The organism is Pseudoxanthomonas sp. (assembly GCF_027498035.1).
Classification (GTDB): Bacteria; Pseudomonadota; Gammaproteobacteria; order Xanthomonadales; family Xanthomonadaceae; genus Pseudoxanthomonas_A.
On sequence record NZ_CP114978.1, the window covers coordinates 2,802,974 to 2,819,401 of the forward strand.

A 16,428-nucleotide genomic window follows, 5' to 3' on the forward strand; every position below is an offset into this window, starting at 1 on the left:
GGAGCATGTCCGTGGCAATCCTGCTATTTGATTTGCGGCAAGCGCCATAACATCCTGCTATTCGGTCGTCCTGCGAGAGGCATTCTTTGGAGATGCGACTGCGTGCAGGTCATCGATGAAGCGCTGTTGAGCGTTGGTCGGCAGCCACTCCCGGCGAATGGTCATGCCGATCTCGCGACTGGTCCGCGCAAGCGTGACGGGCAGCCTCGCCAGGGCGCCCAACTCGATCTCGCCGGCAACCTGCGTGGCTGAGATGCAGCCGATGTGATCGGTGAGGCGAAGCAGCTCCCGCATCAACACCATCGATCCGGTTTCCACCAGGCTCAAGGGCGACAGCCCGGCTTCCCGGAACATGCGATCGAAGGCCAGTCGCGTCGGTGTTTCCGGCGGCGACACGACAAAAGGAAAATCGCGGAGCCTGGACATGTCCAGGTTCCTGGCGCGTGCCAGCGGATGACCCGTTCTGGCCACGAACACCAGCGGGTCGTTGAGGAGATGGTGCTGTTCGACATCGGAAATGGGCGATGGATATCGCAGCGCACCGATCAGCAGGTCCAGCTCGCCCCGGCGCAGTCGGTTCAGCAGATCCTCGTAAGGCCCCTCCACCGTGCGTATGAGCAGGAGCGGATAGCGCTCGCGGAAGCGGGCGATCACGCGCGGCAGGAGCGAGAAGCGCGACAACGGCATGGCACCGACCACGATGCGACCGACTTCCTGTCCCAGCAGCGCCGCCAATTCGGCCTCTGCCTGCTCCAACTCCGCGAATGCCAGGCGCGCTCCCTGGGCCAGGGCCAGGGCCGGACGCGTTGCGATCATGCCGTGTGACGTGCGTTCGAACAGTGCACGGGCTGCGGCCTGCTCGAGCTGCGTTACCGCGCGATGGACAGTGGGTTGGGCCAGCCCGAGGCGGCTCGCGGCCAGGGTGAAGTTCTCCGTCTCGCAGACTGCGATGAGTGCCTTGAGCTGGGAGGTGCTCACGACATTGCGGAGCCGCGGCGACAGCGCATCAAGCGGCGGATGCAGGTGCAGGAACGTGCGCCTGATCCGCTCTGAAAGCGCAACGCCGGCAGGGGTCGTGAAGAGGCCCTGCGCCCGCCTCAGGAACAGCGGCTGCTGTGCGATGCGCTCCAGCTTGCCGATCACCTGCGTGACGGCAGGCTGTGAGACATGACACCGCTCCGAGGCGCGGGTCACCGAGCCAGTCTCGGCGACCGCCAGGAAGAGGCGCAGGTGTCGAAGATTCGAATTCAGCACGACCCGGCATACCCGATTGTGATGCACTGCATCATATCCCCTGCTGCCGGGGAACCAAGCACACCGCATGAATGGTGCGGGCAAATGAAAGCGCCGTTGCATTCCGAGGTCAAGACGACCCTGCAGGTCTATAGCGATTTCTTATGCCTCTGGCCGAACAAATGAATGGTCAGCCGCACAAGCCGGCGACACGATGTCGCCCGTCATCGGAATAACACGGCATCACACAACGCCCATCCTCCTGCACCGGTACGAGAGCCAAGCGACGTCGCGTCGGGTGGCGCGGAAGCAGGTTGCGGCAGAACCAGTTCCTACATCGACAACACACCACGCAACACGGTCCGCCTCGGGAGGGTGTCATGACCAAGTACCGTAAGTCCGCATTGGCCTTTGCCATCGGGTTCGCCATTGTCCAGGCCGATGCATCGGCCCAGCAGGCCCCGTCAACTGACGCATCCACAAACGATGCCGTCACGTTGAAAGAGGTGACGGTTACCGCCACAAAGCGCGCCGAGCCGCCATCGAAAGTGCCAGTGGCGCTTTCCGTGCTGGAAGGCGACCAGCTGCACGCACTTGGCGTGACCAGTGTCAGCGACATCGAACAGGTGGTACCAGGCGTGACCGTGGGCCGCGACCTGTTCGGCGTGAACGTCGCCATCCGCGGCGTCACCACCACCGACACCACGTCCAAGGGCGAGCAAGGCATTGCCTTCAATGTCGATGGAATCTTCATCGGGCGCCCGGCAATCCAGGGCCTTTCGTTCTTCGATATCGATCACATCGAAGTGCTGCGCGGACCGCAGGGCACGCTCTACGGCAAGAGCTCGACCGGGGGCGCGTTGAACGTCATTACGCGCAAGCCCGAGCTGGGCGTGACCTCTGGACGCGTCCAGCTGGAGGCAGGCAACTACGACACGCGCCGGGTCGAGTTCGGCCTGAACCTGCCGATCGGGCAGACGATGGCCATTCGCCTCGCCGGATCGGTCAACGAACAGGATGGCTGGCTCAAGCCCGTGGATGGCAATGCATCCGAAGGGTTCTACACGAGCGCAGCCGGACAGGATGCCAAGAACGACACCAGCAATCGTTCCGCCCGCCTGTCTTACCTGTGGCAACCCAACGATCAGTTGCGGGCACTGGTCAACGTGACCGGCGGCCATGTCGGCGGTACCGGTCCGGGCGTGGCCGTCGTCGACATGCTCAATGCCGGTGGCTCGTCGAAACTGCATATCCTGCCCAATCCCTTCAAATCCAAGCAGGACGAGGACTTCCTCAACTTCAACACCGATGTCAGCTATGACTTCGGCGGTGCGACCCTGACATGGGTGGGCGCCCGGCATCATTTCGAAGCGAACGATTTCAGTTCATCCAACAACAATCCCGATGCGAACTACCAGGGACCACCCGCTGGGTTCCAGTCACTCTATGGCTGGGGCCAGTATGCCGGGAAGGTCAACACGGACTCGCATGAGCTGCGTCTATCCAACACCGACCCGGGACGCGTGGACTACGTCGCAGGCTTGAACTACTACCGGGAAGACATCCACGAAAGCGACCACGACTGGACCGCGCCGGTCAGTGATCCCAGCTACGAAGCCAGCATCAACAGCATTGACCCGGTCAACAACACGGTACACACCTCGCGTGGCCTGTTTGCCCAGGCGACGTGGCACCTGAATGATCGATGGGGCGTCGTGACCGGCGCGCGTTACTCGTCCGATGAAGTCCGGCGTGTCGGCACGTTCGCGGCAGGCGCAGGGCCTTGGCCCGACGCCTCCGGTGGCACCTGCGTGGCACCCGAGGATTGCATCGGTCCTTCTGCTGACGGTTACCAGAAAGCGAATAAATCGACCTGGAGGCTTGGCCTCAATTACCAGGCAACGCCCGATGACCTCTGGTACGCCTCCCTCGCCACGGGCTACAAGGCTGGCGGCTTCAATGACTTCGATCCGGTCACCCTGAGCATGGGCACTTACGAGCCCGAGGAACTGCTTGCCTATGAGGCTGGCTACAAAGGCAAGTTCGGGCAGGCGGTCCGCCTCAACTCGGCCGTCTACTACTACGACTACTCCAAGATGCAGGTCAGCAGCCTGGTCAACATCTCCGGCAGCACGGTCATCTTCACCCGAACCGTGCCAGCGCAGATGTATGGCTGGGAGAACGACGCGACCTTCGACTTCTCGGCCAACACCAACGTGGTGGTCACTGCCGCCTGGCAGCACACCGAGTTCAAGGAGTTCATGGCAGGCGTGAACCAGGACGTGGACTGGTCGGGGACGGCCATCGACAAGACACCGAAGTTCGTCGGTTCGGTCGCGCTCAACCACAGCTTCATGTTGGGAAGTGGCGACGAACTGCGCCTGCGCCTGTACTCCAAGTACAGCAGCAAGTACCTGGTCAGCGACTTCACCACACCGGTCCGACTGACCCAGGACGACTACACGCGCAGCGACGCCAGCCTGACGTGGTATCCGGCCGGGCGCTCATGGAACCTGCAGGCATTCGTCAACAACATCGAGAACGATGTGCAGATGATTGGTCAGGTCAACACCTACAGCTCCTCCATCGCCAACGCCACGACGATCGCCGTGTCACAGCCTCGTATGTACGGGCTGCGTTTCAGTGCCGATTTTTGACCAGGTAAAGGGAACAACATGAAGCCTCCATTGCTTCGCGCGTTTGTAACAGCACCTCGATGCAGGACGGTCGGTCGCTGCTGGAGGATTCCGCAATCTGAGGGAGCGGCTTGAGATGCCCGTTGTGATCACGAAGGTGCAGCGGCCGGATGCGGCGACCGTAGATGGGCTGGCCCAGCTTGGGGTGGCCACGGTCCATGAGGCCCAGGGGCGGGCGGGATTGGCGCACCAGCGACTGCGGCCGATCTATGCCGGCGCACGCCTGGCTGGAACTGCCGTCACCGTCTCCGTGCCCCCGGGAGACAACTGGATGATGCACGTCGCCATCGAGCAGCTTCAGCCCGGTGACGTGCTGGTGGTCGCGCCCACCAGCGACTGCACGGACGGCTATTTCGGCGACCTGCTGGCAACCTCGGCCCAGGCACGCGGTTGTCGCGGGCTGGTCATCGATGCCGGCGTCCGCGACGTGCGCGACCTGACCCAGATGAAGTTCCCGGTGTGGAGCCGGGCGATCCATGCGCAGGGCACCGTCAAGGAGACACTGGGTTCGGTGAATGTCAGCGTGGTCTGTGCTGGCGTGCTGGTCAGGCCGGGAGACGTCGTGGTCGCCGACGACGACGGCGTCTGCGTGGTTGCCCGCGAGCAAGCCGCCTCGGTGCTGGCCAATGGCCTGGAGCGGGAGGCCAGGGAAGCGGAAAAGCGCGAACGACTGGCCCGCGGCGAGCTCGGACTCGACATCTATGGCATGCGTGAGCGATTGACGGCCAAGGGATTGCGCTATGTCTGAGGCAGTGCGGGCAATGTGGATGCGCGGCGGAACGTCCAAGGGCGCCTTCTTCCTACGGGAGGAACTTCCGGCGGACACCAGCGCACGCGACGCATTCCTGCTGCGCGCATTCGGCTCCCCCGACCCTCGCCAGATCGACGGCATCGGTGGGGCGGACCCACTGACATCCAAGGTGGCGATCGTCTCGCGTTCGGACCGTCCCGACGCAGACGTGGACTACCTGTTCCTGCAGGTCTTCGTGAACCAGGCATTGGTCAGCGACGCGCAGAACTGCGGCAACCTGCTGGCTGGAGTCGGGCCCTTCGCCATCGAACGCGGCTTGCTTGAGGCGGCGTGCGGCCGGACCGAGGTGCGTATCTTCATGGTCAACACCGGCACGTTCGCCACGGCCATTGTCGAGACGCCTGACCGCCACGTCACGTACGCAGGCGATGCCAGCATCGACGGCGTCCCGGGCACCGCCGCGCCGGTTCCGCTGATCTTTGCGGGTATCGCGGGGTCTTCCTGCGGAGCGCTGCTCCCCACCGGGAGGGCGGTGGACCTGATTGATGGGGTGCAGGTCACCTTGATCGATAACGGCATGCCCTGTGTCGTGCTGCGCGCAGAGGATCTGGGCGTGACCGGGAGCGAGGAGCCGAACGCCCTGGACGAGAACATCGTGCTGAAGAAGCGGCTGGAATCGATCCGGCTCCAGGCCGGCCCGCTGATGAACCTGGGCGATGTCCGGCAGCAGTCGGTGCCCAAGCTGATGCTGGTTTGCGCGCCGACGCGCGGCGGCGCGATCAAGGTGCGCTCCTTCATCCCTCACCGGTGTCATGCCTCGATCGGCGTGCTTGGTGCGGTCACGGTGGCCACGGCCTGCCTGCTTGAAGACACGCCAGCCCATGATTTGGCCCAGGTCCCACAGGGCTTCTCCAAGACACTGGCGGTTGAACATCCGAGCGGGTCGGCCACATGCGTGCTCGACATTGATTCGGCCGGATCGGTCACCCGGGCAGCGACCCTGCGCACCGCGCGAAAGCTGTTCGACGGCCTGCTGTTCGGCTGAACACTCCCAGGCAATACCAGAGAATCAACTTCAATGATCATCGATTGCCACGGTCACTACACGACCGCACCTGCGGGCCACGACGCCTTCCGCAAGGCGCAGGTCGCGCACTTCAAGGATCCATCGTTGCCCGCGGCGCAGTACCCGGCCATCTCCGACGACGAACTGCGCGAGAGCGTGGAATCCAACCAGCTGCGCCTGTTGCGTGAGCGCGGTGCGGACATGACCATTTTCTCGCCGCGCGCCAGCACCATGGCCCATCACGTCGGTGACGAAGCAGTGAGCCAGCAGTGGACCCGCCACTGCAACGACCTGATCGCGCGCGTGGTGCAGCTGTACCCGCAGACCTTCATCGGCGTGTGCCAGCTGCCGCAGTCGCCGGGCGTGTCGATCGAGCATTCGGTTTCCGAGCTGGAGCGCTGCGTCAATGAACTGGGCTTCGTCGGCTGCAACCTCAATCCCGACCCCTCCGGCGGCCACTGGACCGGCCTGCCGCTGACCGACAAGGCCTGGTATCCGTTCTTCGAGAAGATGGTCGAGCTGGACGTGCCGGCGATGGTGCATGTCTCCGGCAGCTGCAACGCCAACTTCCACGCCACCGGTGCGCATTACCTCAATGCCGACACCACCGCCTTCATGCAGTTCCTGCAGGGCGAGCTGTTCAAGGATTTCCCTGAGCTGCGCTTCATCATCCCGCACGGTGGCGGCGCGGTGCCGTATCACTGGGGGCGGTTCCGCGGCCTGGCCGACATGCTGGGCAAGCCGCCGTTGTCCGAACACGTGATGAAGAACGTGTTCTTCGACACTTGCGTCTACCACCAGCCGGGCATCGACCTGCTGTTCGAGGTGATCGACGTGGACAACATCCTGTTCGGTTCGGAGATGGTCGGCGCGGTGCGCGGGATCGACCCGCAGACGGGGCATTACTTCGACGACACCAAGCGCTACATCGATGCGCTGGACATCCCGCAGGAGGACAAGCGCAAGGTGTTCGAAGGCAACGCCCGTCGGGTGTACCCGCGGCTGGATGCACAGCTGACGCGTCGGGGCCTGTGATGATTGACGGAACCGCTTCGCTCGAATCCTCGGCCCCGCTGCTGCCCGGTGCATCATCGCAATCGATCGTAGACCTGCAGCAGTGGATCAATAGCCGGCCGGTCAGCCGTGGACAGTGGTTGATCCTGGCCCTGTGCTTCATCGTGGCGGTCCTGGATGGCCTGGACGCGGCGATCATGGGGTTCGTGGCACCGGCCCTGATGCACGACTGGAGCATCACCCCGGCAGTCTTCGGCTCGGTCATGGGAGCTGCCATGTTCGGGCTTGCCTGTGGCGCGCTGGCTGCGGGGCCCTGCGCCGATCGCTTTGGTCGCAAGGGCATATTGCTCGGCGCAGTGGCGTGCTTCGGCATCTTCGGTTTGCTATCGGCCTATGCCAATTCGATCGGAGCGCTGGCCGTGCTGCGCTTCCTGACCGGCATGGGGCTTGGTGCAGCGATGCCGATTGCCAACGTCTTGCTCTGCGAGTATCTGCCCTCGCGTCGTCGTGGCTTCCTGATGACGTTGATGTACACCGGCTTCAACCTCGGCTCGGGCTGCGGCGGCTTCATCAGCGCATGGCTGATCCCTTCCCATGGCTGGCAGGGCACACTGATCTTCGCCGGGGTGCTGCCGCTGCTGATGGTGTTCGTGCTGTTCCTGTTGCTTCCCGAATCGATCCGCTTCCTGGCGCTTCGCAAGGGCAACGACGCCCGCATCGCCACGGTCCTGCGACGCTACGGGGGGAGCTTCGCCCCGGACACGCATTTTGTCTGCAACGAGACGACCGTGCAGAAGCCGGGGGCCGGCCAGCTCTTCCGCAATGGATACACGTCGCTGACGTTGAAGCTGTGGATCACCAACTTCATGGGCCTGTTGGTGATCTATCTGCTGACAGGCTGGCTGCCGACCCTGCTCGGCGCGCGCGGCATCGACCTCGGTCACGCCGCAGTGGTCACCGCGATGTTCCAGATCGGCGGAACGGCCGGGGCGCTGCTGGTCGGTTGGCTGATGGACCGGACCACGCCGCGCAGGGTGATCGCAGGGGCTTATGCGGCTGGTGCCGTCTCGCTGGTGCTGCTGGGCGTGTTTGGCCAGGAGGGGTTCAGCCTGATCGCACTGGTGACCGCCGCCGGCTTCTGCATGAGCGGCGCCCAGACCGGCCTGAATGCACACGCGCCGATACTGTACCCAACCCTGATCCGCGGTACCGGCGTGAGTTGGATGCTGGGCGTGGGTCGGTTCGGCGCGATCGTGGGCTCGTCGGTGGGGGGGGTGCTGCTTGCCACTCCGCTGGGGGCCAGTGGCGTGATTGCACTGTTGTGCATCCCTGCCCTGCTGGCCGGCACGTCGATGGTCGGCAACCGGCCGCGGCCAGGCGAGAGGCGGGCCAGGCCTTGATGGCTTGCCGTGCAGCATCGGCAGGACGCTACCCACGGTCGTTTCATCCCGTTCTTGTGTAGGAATCAGCAGACATGGCAAAAATTTTGGGCGGCCTGGCCGTCTCGCACACTCCGACGATCGGCTTTGCGGTCGACCACGACAAGCGCGAGGACCCGGCCTGGAAGCCGATCTTCGAAAGCTTCGCGCCGATGCGCGCCTGGCTGGAGGAGAACAAGCCCGACGTGCTGCTGTATATCTTCAACGACCACGCCACCTCGTTCTTCTTCGACCACTACTCCACTTTCAGCCTGGGCATAGACGACAAGTACGAGGTCGCCGACGAGGGCGGGCTGCCGCGTGACCTGCCTGCCGTTGGCGGGGATTCGGAGCTGGCTGCGCACATCGGCATGAGCCTGGTGGCCGATGAGTTCGACATGTCCTTCTTCCAGGATCGCCCGTTGGACCATGGCCTGTTCTCGCCCCTCTCGGCGCTGCTGCCGCATGATGCCCAGGGCGGCTGGCCGGTCAGGATCGTGCCGCTGCAGGTCGGGGTGATCCAGTTTCCCGTGCCGACGGCGCGTCGCTGCTACCGCCTGGGCCAGGCGCTGCGCCGTGCGATCGAGAGTTATCCGTCCGATACCAAGGTGGCGATCGTGTCCACCGGCGGGTTGTCGCACCAGGTCCATGGCGAGCGCTGCGGATTCAACAACACCGCCTGGGACGAGCAGTTCCTGGACATGCTGGTCAACGATCCTGAGCCACTGACCGAGATGACGACGGCTGAGTACGCGCGCCTTGGCGGGGTTGAAGGCTCGGAGGTTGTCATGTGGCTGATCATGCGTGGCGCATTGTCGGCGCGGGTCAACAAGCTCCACCAGGGCTATTACCTGCCATCGATGACCGCCATTGGCACGTTGATCCTGGAGAACGAGGCCCGCACGCCTACGCCGGAAGTCAGCGAGCGCCGCCGCCTCCACGTGCACTCCCAGCTCAGCGGGGTGGAGGATCTCGAGGGCAGCTATCCCTTCGACCTGCTGCGCAGCCGCAAGGGTTACCGGCTCAACCGGTTCCTGCACCGCCTGGTTGTGCCGGCCTGGCGCGAGCGTTTCCTGGCCGACCGCGAGGCGCTGTTCGAAGAAGGCGGGCTATCGGAGCAGGAGCGCACCATGCTGCGCGACGTGGATTGGCGCGCACTGATCCAGTACGGGGCCAGCTTTTTCGTGCTGGAAAAACTCGGCGCAGTCGTCGGTGTCTCCAACCTGCATATCTACGCCGCCATGCGTGGGCAGAGCCTGGAAGAGTTCCAGAAAACCCGCAATCAGCAGGTCCTCTACTCCGTCGCACGCAAGTAGTACCCACGCTTGCGTGACGTGCGCCAGGAAGGAGGCGCGACACCGGGTTGGTGCTGATCGTCCGCGGCCTGCTGGAAGACGGCTGACTGACCCTGATGTTGCGCGACCGGTTCCTGTTCGCACAGCGCTCGGGGCCGCTGTGCGAACCAGCCATCGCCGTACCGGCCGGGAATGCGCGGGCAGCGCGGGCTCAGCCGGTAATCGCGGCGAGAATGTGCTTGCGGTCCAGCTGCTTGCCCTCGGCCTCGCGCATCAGCATGGCGTCGCTGGAGACCTGGAACACATGCAGGTCGAACGATGGCAGTACCGCCAGCAGGTGGTCGATGACGTCGGCCTGGATGCTCTCGTAACCGATGATTCCGGTCTCGCTGGCAAAGCACCAGATCTCCATCGGCAGGCCGTTGGCGTCCGGCTGCAGTTCACGCACGAACTGCAGCATGTCCGGCTTGATGCGCGGATGATGCTTCAGGTACTGGTCCACGTAGGCGCGGAACGCACTGAGGTTGGTGATCCGCCGTTCCACGGTCGGGGCGATGCCTTTCTCGGTGAACCCCGCCTTCCAGGCCTGGAACTCGCTGTGCTTGTCCTCGACGTAGGCATTGAGCAGGGGAAACTGGCGCAGCCGCTCGACTTCCTCGTCACTCAGGAAGCGCACGCTGTGCTGGTCCAGGTGCAGCGCGCGCTTGATCCGCCTGCCGCCCGAGGCGTACATCCCGCGCCAGTTCTTGAACGATTCGCTGATCAGCTTCTTGGTGGGGATCGCCGAGATGGTCATGTCCCAGTTCTGCACGGTGATGGTGTGCAGGGCGATGTCGGTCACGGTGCCGTCGGCGTTCTGGCTGGGCATCTCGATCCAGTCCCCGACCCGCACGCGTCCGTCGCTGCTGATCTGCACGCTGGCCACCAGCGACAGCAGCGTGTCCTGGAACACCAGGATCAGCACCGCCATCACCGCCCCCAGCCCGGTCACGATATGCGTGAAGGTCACGCCGGACAGGGTGGCGACCACGGACAGCCCGGCCAGCACGAACAGGACGATCTTGATGATCTGCAGGAAACCCTTGATGGGCCTGTTGCGAGCATCGGCACGGCGCTCATAGAGCACATTGATGACGTTCAATGCGCTGGAGATGGCCAGCACGACCGTCAGCACGATCCATGCCTGGCAGGACGCACGCAGGACTTCCTGCAGCTTGGCCGGAAGATCGGGGATCCAGCCCAGTCCCGCCTGGATCACCAGGGCCGGCACCACGTTGGCCAGGCGCGGAATCATCGACAGGCGCAGGGGTTTGCCGCCTTCGGACGTGTCGCCCCCGTTCTTCCCCCACCACGGCAACCGCGTCAGCAGCTTCCGCAGGGTGCGCAGCAACACCCGTTTCGTCACCCAGTTGGCCAGCCATGCCAGCAGCAGGAGCAGCCCCACCATGCTCAGGTCGTAGGCCCACGGATAAGGGGCCAGCACCCGCTGCAGCGCGTTGAGTCGTTCGTCCAGGAGCAACTGGTCGGCCTGCACGCCGGTCTTGGGGATTGCCATCAGGCGTTTCTCGTTCGATGTCTTGCGCTGCCCGCACGTGCCTGCGCTTCAGGCACCCGCAAGGGGGAGCATGGGGGCGACATGGTAGAGCCTCGGGTGCGACGACGGCGCGGTCGCCAGACCCGGACGTGCGTCCTTGAGCCAGGACGCACACTGCGGATAAGGTGCCCACGCTCGCCCGTGTCATTGGAGGACACATGCATTTCCGCTTTCATCGTCCAGGCCGCACCCCGTCCAGGCCGGAGCTTCGACCGTGAGCGCCGAGGCCCAGGCGCATTCCTCGGAGGTGATCGGACCGGACCATCCGGAACATCCCGAGCATCGGCTCTACGAACAGATCGCGCGCGGCGTGCACCAGCTCGATGCCGAAGTCGGTCGTGAACCCGATGACACCAGCGCCCGGATGATCGCCCGGCTGATGCCCCTGGCCCGCGAGAAGGGCTTCCGCCGCGTGGATCACGTGGTGCTGAGCCGGCATATCGGCCTGGTGGAACAGGGCGAACATGTGTTCCTGGTGCAGGGCCGGCTGGAAGATCCAGGCCACAAGCGCGCCTTCATCACCACCCAGGAAGCGGTGGAAACGCCGGTCGCCGAATCGTTGGAACGGCTGGAGGCGGCCAACGCGCGCCGCCGCCATCGACGCAAGCACCGCCAGGACGAACAAGACGACGATTGAAACGATTGGCCGCAAGCAGGGCGCCGGGCCTTAAAATCCCGTGCCTATGCCCCGCGACCACATCCTCACCCTCTCCTGCCCTGACCGCACGGGCATCGTCTACCGCGTCAGCGGCCTGTTGTTCGACGCCGGCTGCAACATCTCCGATGCCCAGCAGTTCGGCGATGCCGACACCGGCCGGTTCTTCCTGCGCGTGCATTTCGACCTGCCGCAGGCGCTGGATGCCGAGGCGCTGCGCGAACGGTTCGCACCGCTGGGCGCCGAATTCGCGATGGACTGGCAGATCCGCGACGCCAACGCCAAGGCGCGCCTGCTGGTGCTGGTCAGCAAGCACGGGCACTGCCTCAACGACCTGCTGTTCCGCACCCACAGCAAACAGCTCAAGGTCGAGATCGCCGCGGTCGCGTCCAACCATGCCGATTTCGGCCCGCTCAGCGACTCCTACGGCGTGCCTTTCCACCACCTGCCGGTGAACGCGGACAACCGCGCCGAACAGGAAGCCGCACTGCTGGCGCTGGTCGAACGCGAACGCATCGACCTGGTAGTGCTGGCGCGCTACATGCAGATCCTCTCGCCGCAGCTGTGCACCGCGCTGGCCGGGCGCGCGATCAACATCCACCACAGCTTCCTGCCCAGCTTCAAGGGCGCCCAGCCGTACCACCAGGCGCACGCGCGCGGGGTCAAGATCATCGGCGCCACCGCGCATTACGTGACTCCGGACCTGGACGAAGGCCCGATCATCGAACAGGACATCGCCCACGTGAACCACGCCATGACCCCGCGCGACCTGGTCCGCCTGGGCAGCGACATCGAATCGGTGGTGCTGTCGCGCGCGGTGCGCCGCCACGTCGAACACCGCATCCTGCTCAACGGCCACCGCACCGTGGTGTTCCGCTGATGGCCTCCTGGTTGCTGCTCGCGTTGCTGGCCCTGGCCGCCGGGCTGGTCCTGGCCCTGGTGGCGGTGGGCATCAAGCTGCTGCTGGAGAAGCGTCGCCGCTGATCGCACGCGGCCAGCACCGCGCCCGGGTGCAGCAGCCGTTAGCATCGTGCTTCCACACGCACCCGGGAGGGATGCATGAGCAAGCCGGTCTATCACATCGTGGGCAGCTACCTGTCGCCCTACGTGCGCAAGGTGCTGGTGTGCATGGGCATCAAGGGCCTGCGCTACACCATCGATCCGATCGCCCCGTTCCTGGGCGGCGATGACTTCGAGAAACTCAGTCCATTGCGCCGCATCCCGGTGTTGATCGACGGGCCGCGCGTCATCAACGACTCCAGCGTGATCTGCCAGTACCTGGAAGACCGCCACCCCACGCCGTCGCTGTATCCGGCCGACATCGGCGAACGCGCCCAGGCGCGCTGGCTGGAGGAATACGCCGACGCGCGCCTGGGCGAAGTCATCGTGGCGAAGATGTTCTACCAGCGCGGGCCCAAGCGCTTCCTGTTCAAGGAAGACCTGGACGAAGCATCGTTCAACCACGCGCGCGATGTGGACCTGCCGGCGTGCCTGGACTGGCTGGAACCGCAGATGCCGCAGGACGGGTATCTGCTGGGCGCGCTGTCCATCGCCGACCTCTCCATCGCCAGCTTCTTCCGCAATGCCGGCCTCGTGCGTTTCGAGGTCGACGCGGCGCGCTGGCCGCGGACCGCCGCCTGGCTGCGGCGCACGCTCGGATTGCCCGAGTTCGTACGCCTGGCAAAGATCGAAGACACCATCGCCCGCGTGCCGCTGACCGAACAGGCAACCGTATTGCGTGAACTGGGCGAACCGGTCACGCAGGACACCCTGGGCACCAGCACGCCACGCAAGGGCGTGATGCGGCTGGATTGAATGGTGTGCATGTTCGTGTGCGCTTCCAGCTCACGACGCGCATCGCGCTTGTCATGCCCCATGAAGTCACACAGCGTGCGGCAGGCCAGCCTGCCTTCACGCCACGCCGGCAAGGCCCGATGGAGCCCGACCTGCCCGCTGCCTGCAACAGGTCCGGGGCGGCTGCCATCGCCTGACGCCCGGGCTGGGCACGCGCAATCGCCCGACGTTTCGCGGCATTGAGTTTAGCGATAAACCTCCCTAGCCTGCGCGCCATTCTTTCACCGAGGCGGCGGTGTCCAGTGGCCAGGCGCAATCGCAGTTCCAGCGCAGTGACGCTCAAGGCCGTGGCTGACATTGCTGCGGTCTCGACCATGACCGTGTCCAATGTCATCAACGGGACCGGCAAGGTCGGCGCCGAAGCCAGGCAGCGCGTGCGGGAGGCCATTGCCCAGACCGGCTATGTGCCGAACATTGAAGCCAGGCGCCTGGCCGGCGCGTCCGGCACCCGGATCGCCCTGCTGTATCCGGACACCCGCACGCCTTTCCTGACCGAGGTACTGCTGGCCACGCTCAACGCCGCCAACGCACGCGGCACACAACTGTTGGTTCGCGATACCGCAGGCGTCCTGACCGCCGATGCCGAGACATTGGTGGCCCAGGCCCTGGCAGGCGGGGCCGAGGCGCTGGTCCTGGTGCCTCCGTTCGCCGAGTGCCTGGCCGACTCGCCCGTGTTTGGCCGACTCGGCATCCCCGCGGTCGCCCTTGCCGCAGCCGGTCCCTTGAACCAGATGCATACGGTCAGGATCGACAATCGAAAGGCAGCCGATCAGCTCACCTCGCATCTGATCGAATTGGGACATCGACAGATCGGCTTCATCACCGGCCCCGCAGGCCACGGCGACAGCGGGCAACGCCTGCGCGGCCATCAGGATGCGATGGCGCGTGCTGGCCTGCCCGTGCGCAAGCCGCATGTCATCGCCGGGGATTTCACGTTCCAGGCAGGCTGCGCAGCCACCGCCAGGATGCTTGCGGGCACACCGCGCCCCACGGCGATCGTGGCCAGCAACGATGACATGGCCATGGGTGCGCAGTGGGCCGCGCAGCAGGCGGGGCTGCGTCTGCCGGGCGCGCTGTCCGTTGCAGGGTTCGACGACACGGCCGCCGCGAGGCGCGCCTGGCCGGCGCTCACCGTGATGCAGCAGCCGATCGCGCAGATGGCGTCCACTGCGGTGGACCTGCTGCTGGATGCGCTGACGTGCGCGGCGATGCCGTCGTGGCGCGAGGTCATCCACCCCCACGCCCTTGTCACCCGCGACTCGACGTCCGCGCTCCAGGCCACCCGCACCCGCCGATAAGGCACTTCCCGAACGTCCATTCCCTCATGCTTTCTTCCCCGAAGTCCCAGCAACACGCCACCCGCATCGCCTTTTTCATCCCCGGATTCGTCACCGCCGTCTGGGCCACCATCGTGCCGTTTGCAAAACACCGCACCGGCATGGACGAAGCGACCCTGGGCGTCGTGCTGCTGTGTCTGGGCATCGGTTCGCTGGTCGCCATGCCCGTGGCCGGCGTGCTGGCCGCCAGGCAGGGCTGCAGGAACGTCATGGTGGCCAGCACCTTGCTGATGCTGGCCATGCTGCCGCTGCTGGCGCTGGTGGCCACGCCGTTCTGGCTGGGTGCCACGCTGCTGGTGTTCGGTGCGGCGATGGGCGCGATGGACTGCACGATGAACGTGCAGGCCGTGACCGTCGAGCGCGAAAGCGGACGCACGATGATGTCCGGGTTCCACGCCTTCTACAGCATCGGTGGCTTCGTCGGCGCAGCGCTCATGACCTTGATGCTGGGCTTGCGGCTGCAGCCGTGGTTCGCCGCGCTGCTTGCGGTGGTCGCCATGGTGGCGCTGGCCGCCGTCGCGCTCCGGCACTGGCGCAGCGACCGGGTCGAACAGGATGCACCCACGTTCGCAGTGCCCAAGGGCGTGGTGCTGCTCATCGGCCTGCTGGCCTTTGTCGCGTTCCTCGCCGAAGGCGCTGTGCTGGACTGGAGCGCGGTCTTCCTGACCGAGGTGCGCCAGGTCGATCCGGGCCATGCCGGCCTGGGCTACGTCGTCTTTTCGCTGGCGATGACCATCACCCGGCTGTTGGGCGATGCACTGGTCGAACGCTTCGGCCGTACGCGCTCGATCGTGCTCGGCGGCATGCTCGGGGGCGCGGGCTTCCTGGTCGCCACGCTCACTCCGGTCTGGCAGGTCGCGCTGGTGGGCTACGCGCTGATCGGACTGGGCTGCGCCAACGTCGTGCCGGCGCTGTTCTCCCTCACCGGCCTGCAGCGGGCCATGCCCGAGAGCATCGCCATCCCCGCAGTGACCACGATGGCCTACGCCGGCGTGCTTGCCGGACCGGCGCTGATCGGCTTTGTGGCGTACGGATCAAGCCTGGTCCTGGCCCTGGTCGGCGTTGCGATGGCGCTGTTCGCGGTGGCGCTGTGCGCACCCTGGCTCAGGATCGGAAACTAAAACACCCTTCTGTCGAACGCGCGTCGCCAGCGCCTGCGCCGCGCAGCCACCGATGAACACCCGCGAGGGCCTGACGACGAAGTCTTCGTGCATCGCCTCGGTCGTGCACCAGCGGGCAAGTCCCCAGTCCGTCACACGCGCCGCGCACGATCGCGGCCATGGATCAGGCCTTGGACAATCCCATTTTCGCCAACGTGAGGGTTTCGTCGGCGCGGCCCCAGCCACCGTCGGCGACTTCCTCGACCAGGACCATGCTGTAGGGGCGCACGCCTTCGCCAAAGTATTCGACGAACAGCGCCGTCGTGCGGTGGATGAGGTCTTCCTTGCGCGCGGCATCGAGGATGCCTTCGGGGAACTTGTAGTTGGCAAACGGCATGACAAAACTCCTAGGTTG

14 protein-coding genes are annotated in these 16,428 nt (G+C 65.2%); 11 read left to right on the plus strand and 3 right to left on the minus strand.

The annotated features are described in order from the left end of the window. Window positions 1–57: 57 nt before the first annotated feature. A complete protein-coding gene (locus tag O8I58_RS12135; protein ID WP_298316276.1) occupies window positions 58–1,254 on the minus strand; it encodes a LysR family transcriptional regulator in 1,197 nt (398 codons plus the stop codon). Window positions 1,255–1,613: 359 nt separating this feature from the next. On the opposite strand from O8I58_RS12135, the gene O8I58_RS12140 reads away from it, so the two are divergent. From O8I58_RS12140 to O8I58_RS12165, 6 genes are all read left to right on the plus strand, one after another. Next, window positions 1,614–3,890 (plus strand): TonB-dependent receptor, encoded by a 2,277-nt coding sequence (locus O8I58_RS12140; RefSeq protein ID WP_298316278.1) that lies wholly within the window; start codon window positions 1,614–1,616, stop codon window positions 3,888–3,890. Between the two features lie 115 nt (window positions 3,891–4,005). Further along, on the plus strand, window positions 4,006–4,677 hold the full coding sequence (locus O8I58_RS12145) for a 4-carboxy-4-hydroxy-2-oxoadipate aldolase/oxaloacetate decarboxylase (RefSeq protein WP_298316281.1): 672 nt from the start codon (window positions 4,006–4,008) through the stop codon (window positions 4,675–4,677). Continuing rightward, window positions 4,670–5,725: a 4-oxalomesaconate tautomerase gene (locus O8I58_RS12150; RefSeq protein ID WP_298316283.1), complete on the plus strand. Its 1,056-nt coding sequence runs from the start codon at window positions 4,670–4,672 to the stop codon at window positions 5,723–5,725. Before O8I58_RS12145 ends, O8I58_RS12150 begins: the two co-directional genes overlap by 8 nt. 33 nt (window positions 5,726–5,758) lie before the next feature. After that, entirely contained in the window at window positions 5,759–6,781 is a 1,023-nt protein-coding gene (locus tag O8I58_RS12155; RefSeq protein WP_298316286.1) for an amidohydrolase family protein, read from the plus strand. A 119-nt stretch (window positions 6,782–6,900) separates the two neighbouring features. Next, window positions 6,901–8,160, plus strand: a complete 1,260-nt coding sequence (locus tag O8I58_RS12160) for an MFS transporter (protein ID WP_298316288.1) — start codon at window positions 6,901–6,903, stop codon at window positions 8,158–8,160. Window positions 8,161–8,234: 74 nt separating this feature from the next. Further along, on the plus strand, window positions 8,235–9,494 hold the full coding sequence (locus O8I58_RS12165) for a gallate dioxygenase (RefSeq protein ID WP_298316291.1): 1,260 nt from the start codon (window positions 8,235–8,237) through the stop codon (window positions 9,492–9,494). 190 nt (window positions 9,495–9,684) lie between these two features. On the opposite strand, the gene O8I58_RS12170 is transcribed toward O8I58_RS12165, so the two are convergent. Continuing rightward, on the minus strand, window positions 9,685–11,028 hold the full coding sequence (locus O8I58_RS12170; protein WP_345781310.1) for a mechanosensitive ion channel family protein: 1,344 nt from the start codon (window positions 11,026–11,028) through the stop codon (window positions 9,685–9,687). A 253-nt stretch (window positions 11,029–11,281) separates the two neighbouring features. On the opposite strand from O8I58_RS12170, the gene O8I58_RS12175 reads away from it, so the two are divergent. The 5 genes from O8I58_RS12175 (at window position 11,282) to O8I58_RS12195 (ending at window position 16,034) form a co-directional block, all read left to right on the plus strand. Next, the gene (locus O8I58_RS12175; RefSeq protein ID WP_298316294.1) at window positions 11,282–11,704 is read left to right on the plus strand and encodes an XVIPCD domain-containing protein; all 423 of its coding nucleotides are present in this window, start codon (window positions 11,282–11,284) and stop codon (window positions 11,702–11,704) included. A gap of 46 nt (window positions 11,705–11,750) precedes the next feature. Next, window positions 11,751–12,602: a formyltetrahydrofolate deformylase gene (purU, locus tag O8I58_RS12180; protein WP_298322945.1), complete on the plus strand. Its 852-nt coding sequence runs from the start codon at window positions 11,751–11,753 to the stop codon at window positions 12,600–12,602. Window positions 12,603–12,781: 179 nt separating this feature from the next. Continuing rightward, window positions 12,782–13,537, plus strand: a complete 756-nt coding sequence (locus tag O8I58_RS12185; protein WP_298316298.1) for a glutathione S-transferase family protein — start codon at window positions 12,782–12,784, stop codon at window positions 13,535–13,537. A gap of 281 nt (window positions 13,538–13,818) precedes the next feature. Then, window positions 13,819–14,874 (plus strand): LacI family DNA-binding transcriptional regulator, encoded by a 1,056-nt coding sequence (locus O8I58_RS12190; protein ID WP_298316300.1) that lies wholly within the window; start codon window positions 13,819–13,821, stop codon window positions 14,872–14,874. 26 nt (window positions 14,875–14,900) lie between these two features. Beyond that, window positions 14,901–16,034 carry an MFS transporter gene (locus O8I58_RS12195; protein WP_298316303.1) on the plus strand — a complete coding sequence of 378 codons (1,134 nt, stop codon included), beginning with the start codon at window positions 14,901–14,903 and terminating at the stop codon, window positions 16,032–16,034. Between the two features lie 163 nt (window positions 16,035–16,197). Here O8I58_RS12195 and O8I58_RS12200 read toward each other — a convergent pair whose 3' ends face one another. Continuing rightward, complete coding sequence (locus tag O8I58_RS12200; RefSeq protein ID WP_298316306.1) at window positions 16,198–16,410, minus strand: tautomerase family protein; 213 nt, start codon at window positions 16,408–16,410, stop codon at window positions 16,198–16,200. Window positions 16,411–16,428 lie beyond the last annotated feature (18 nt).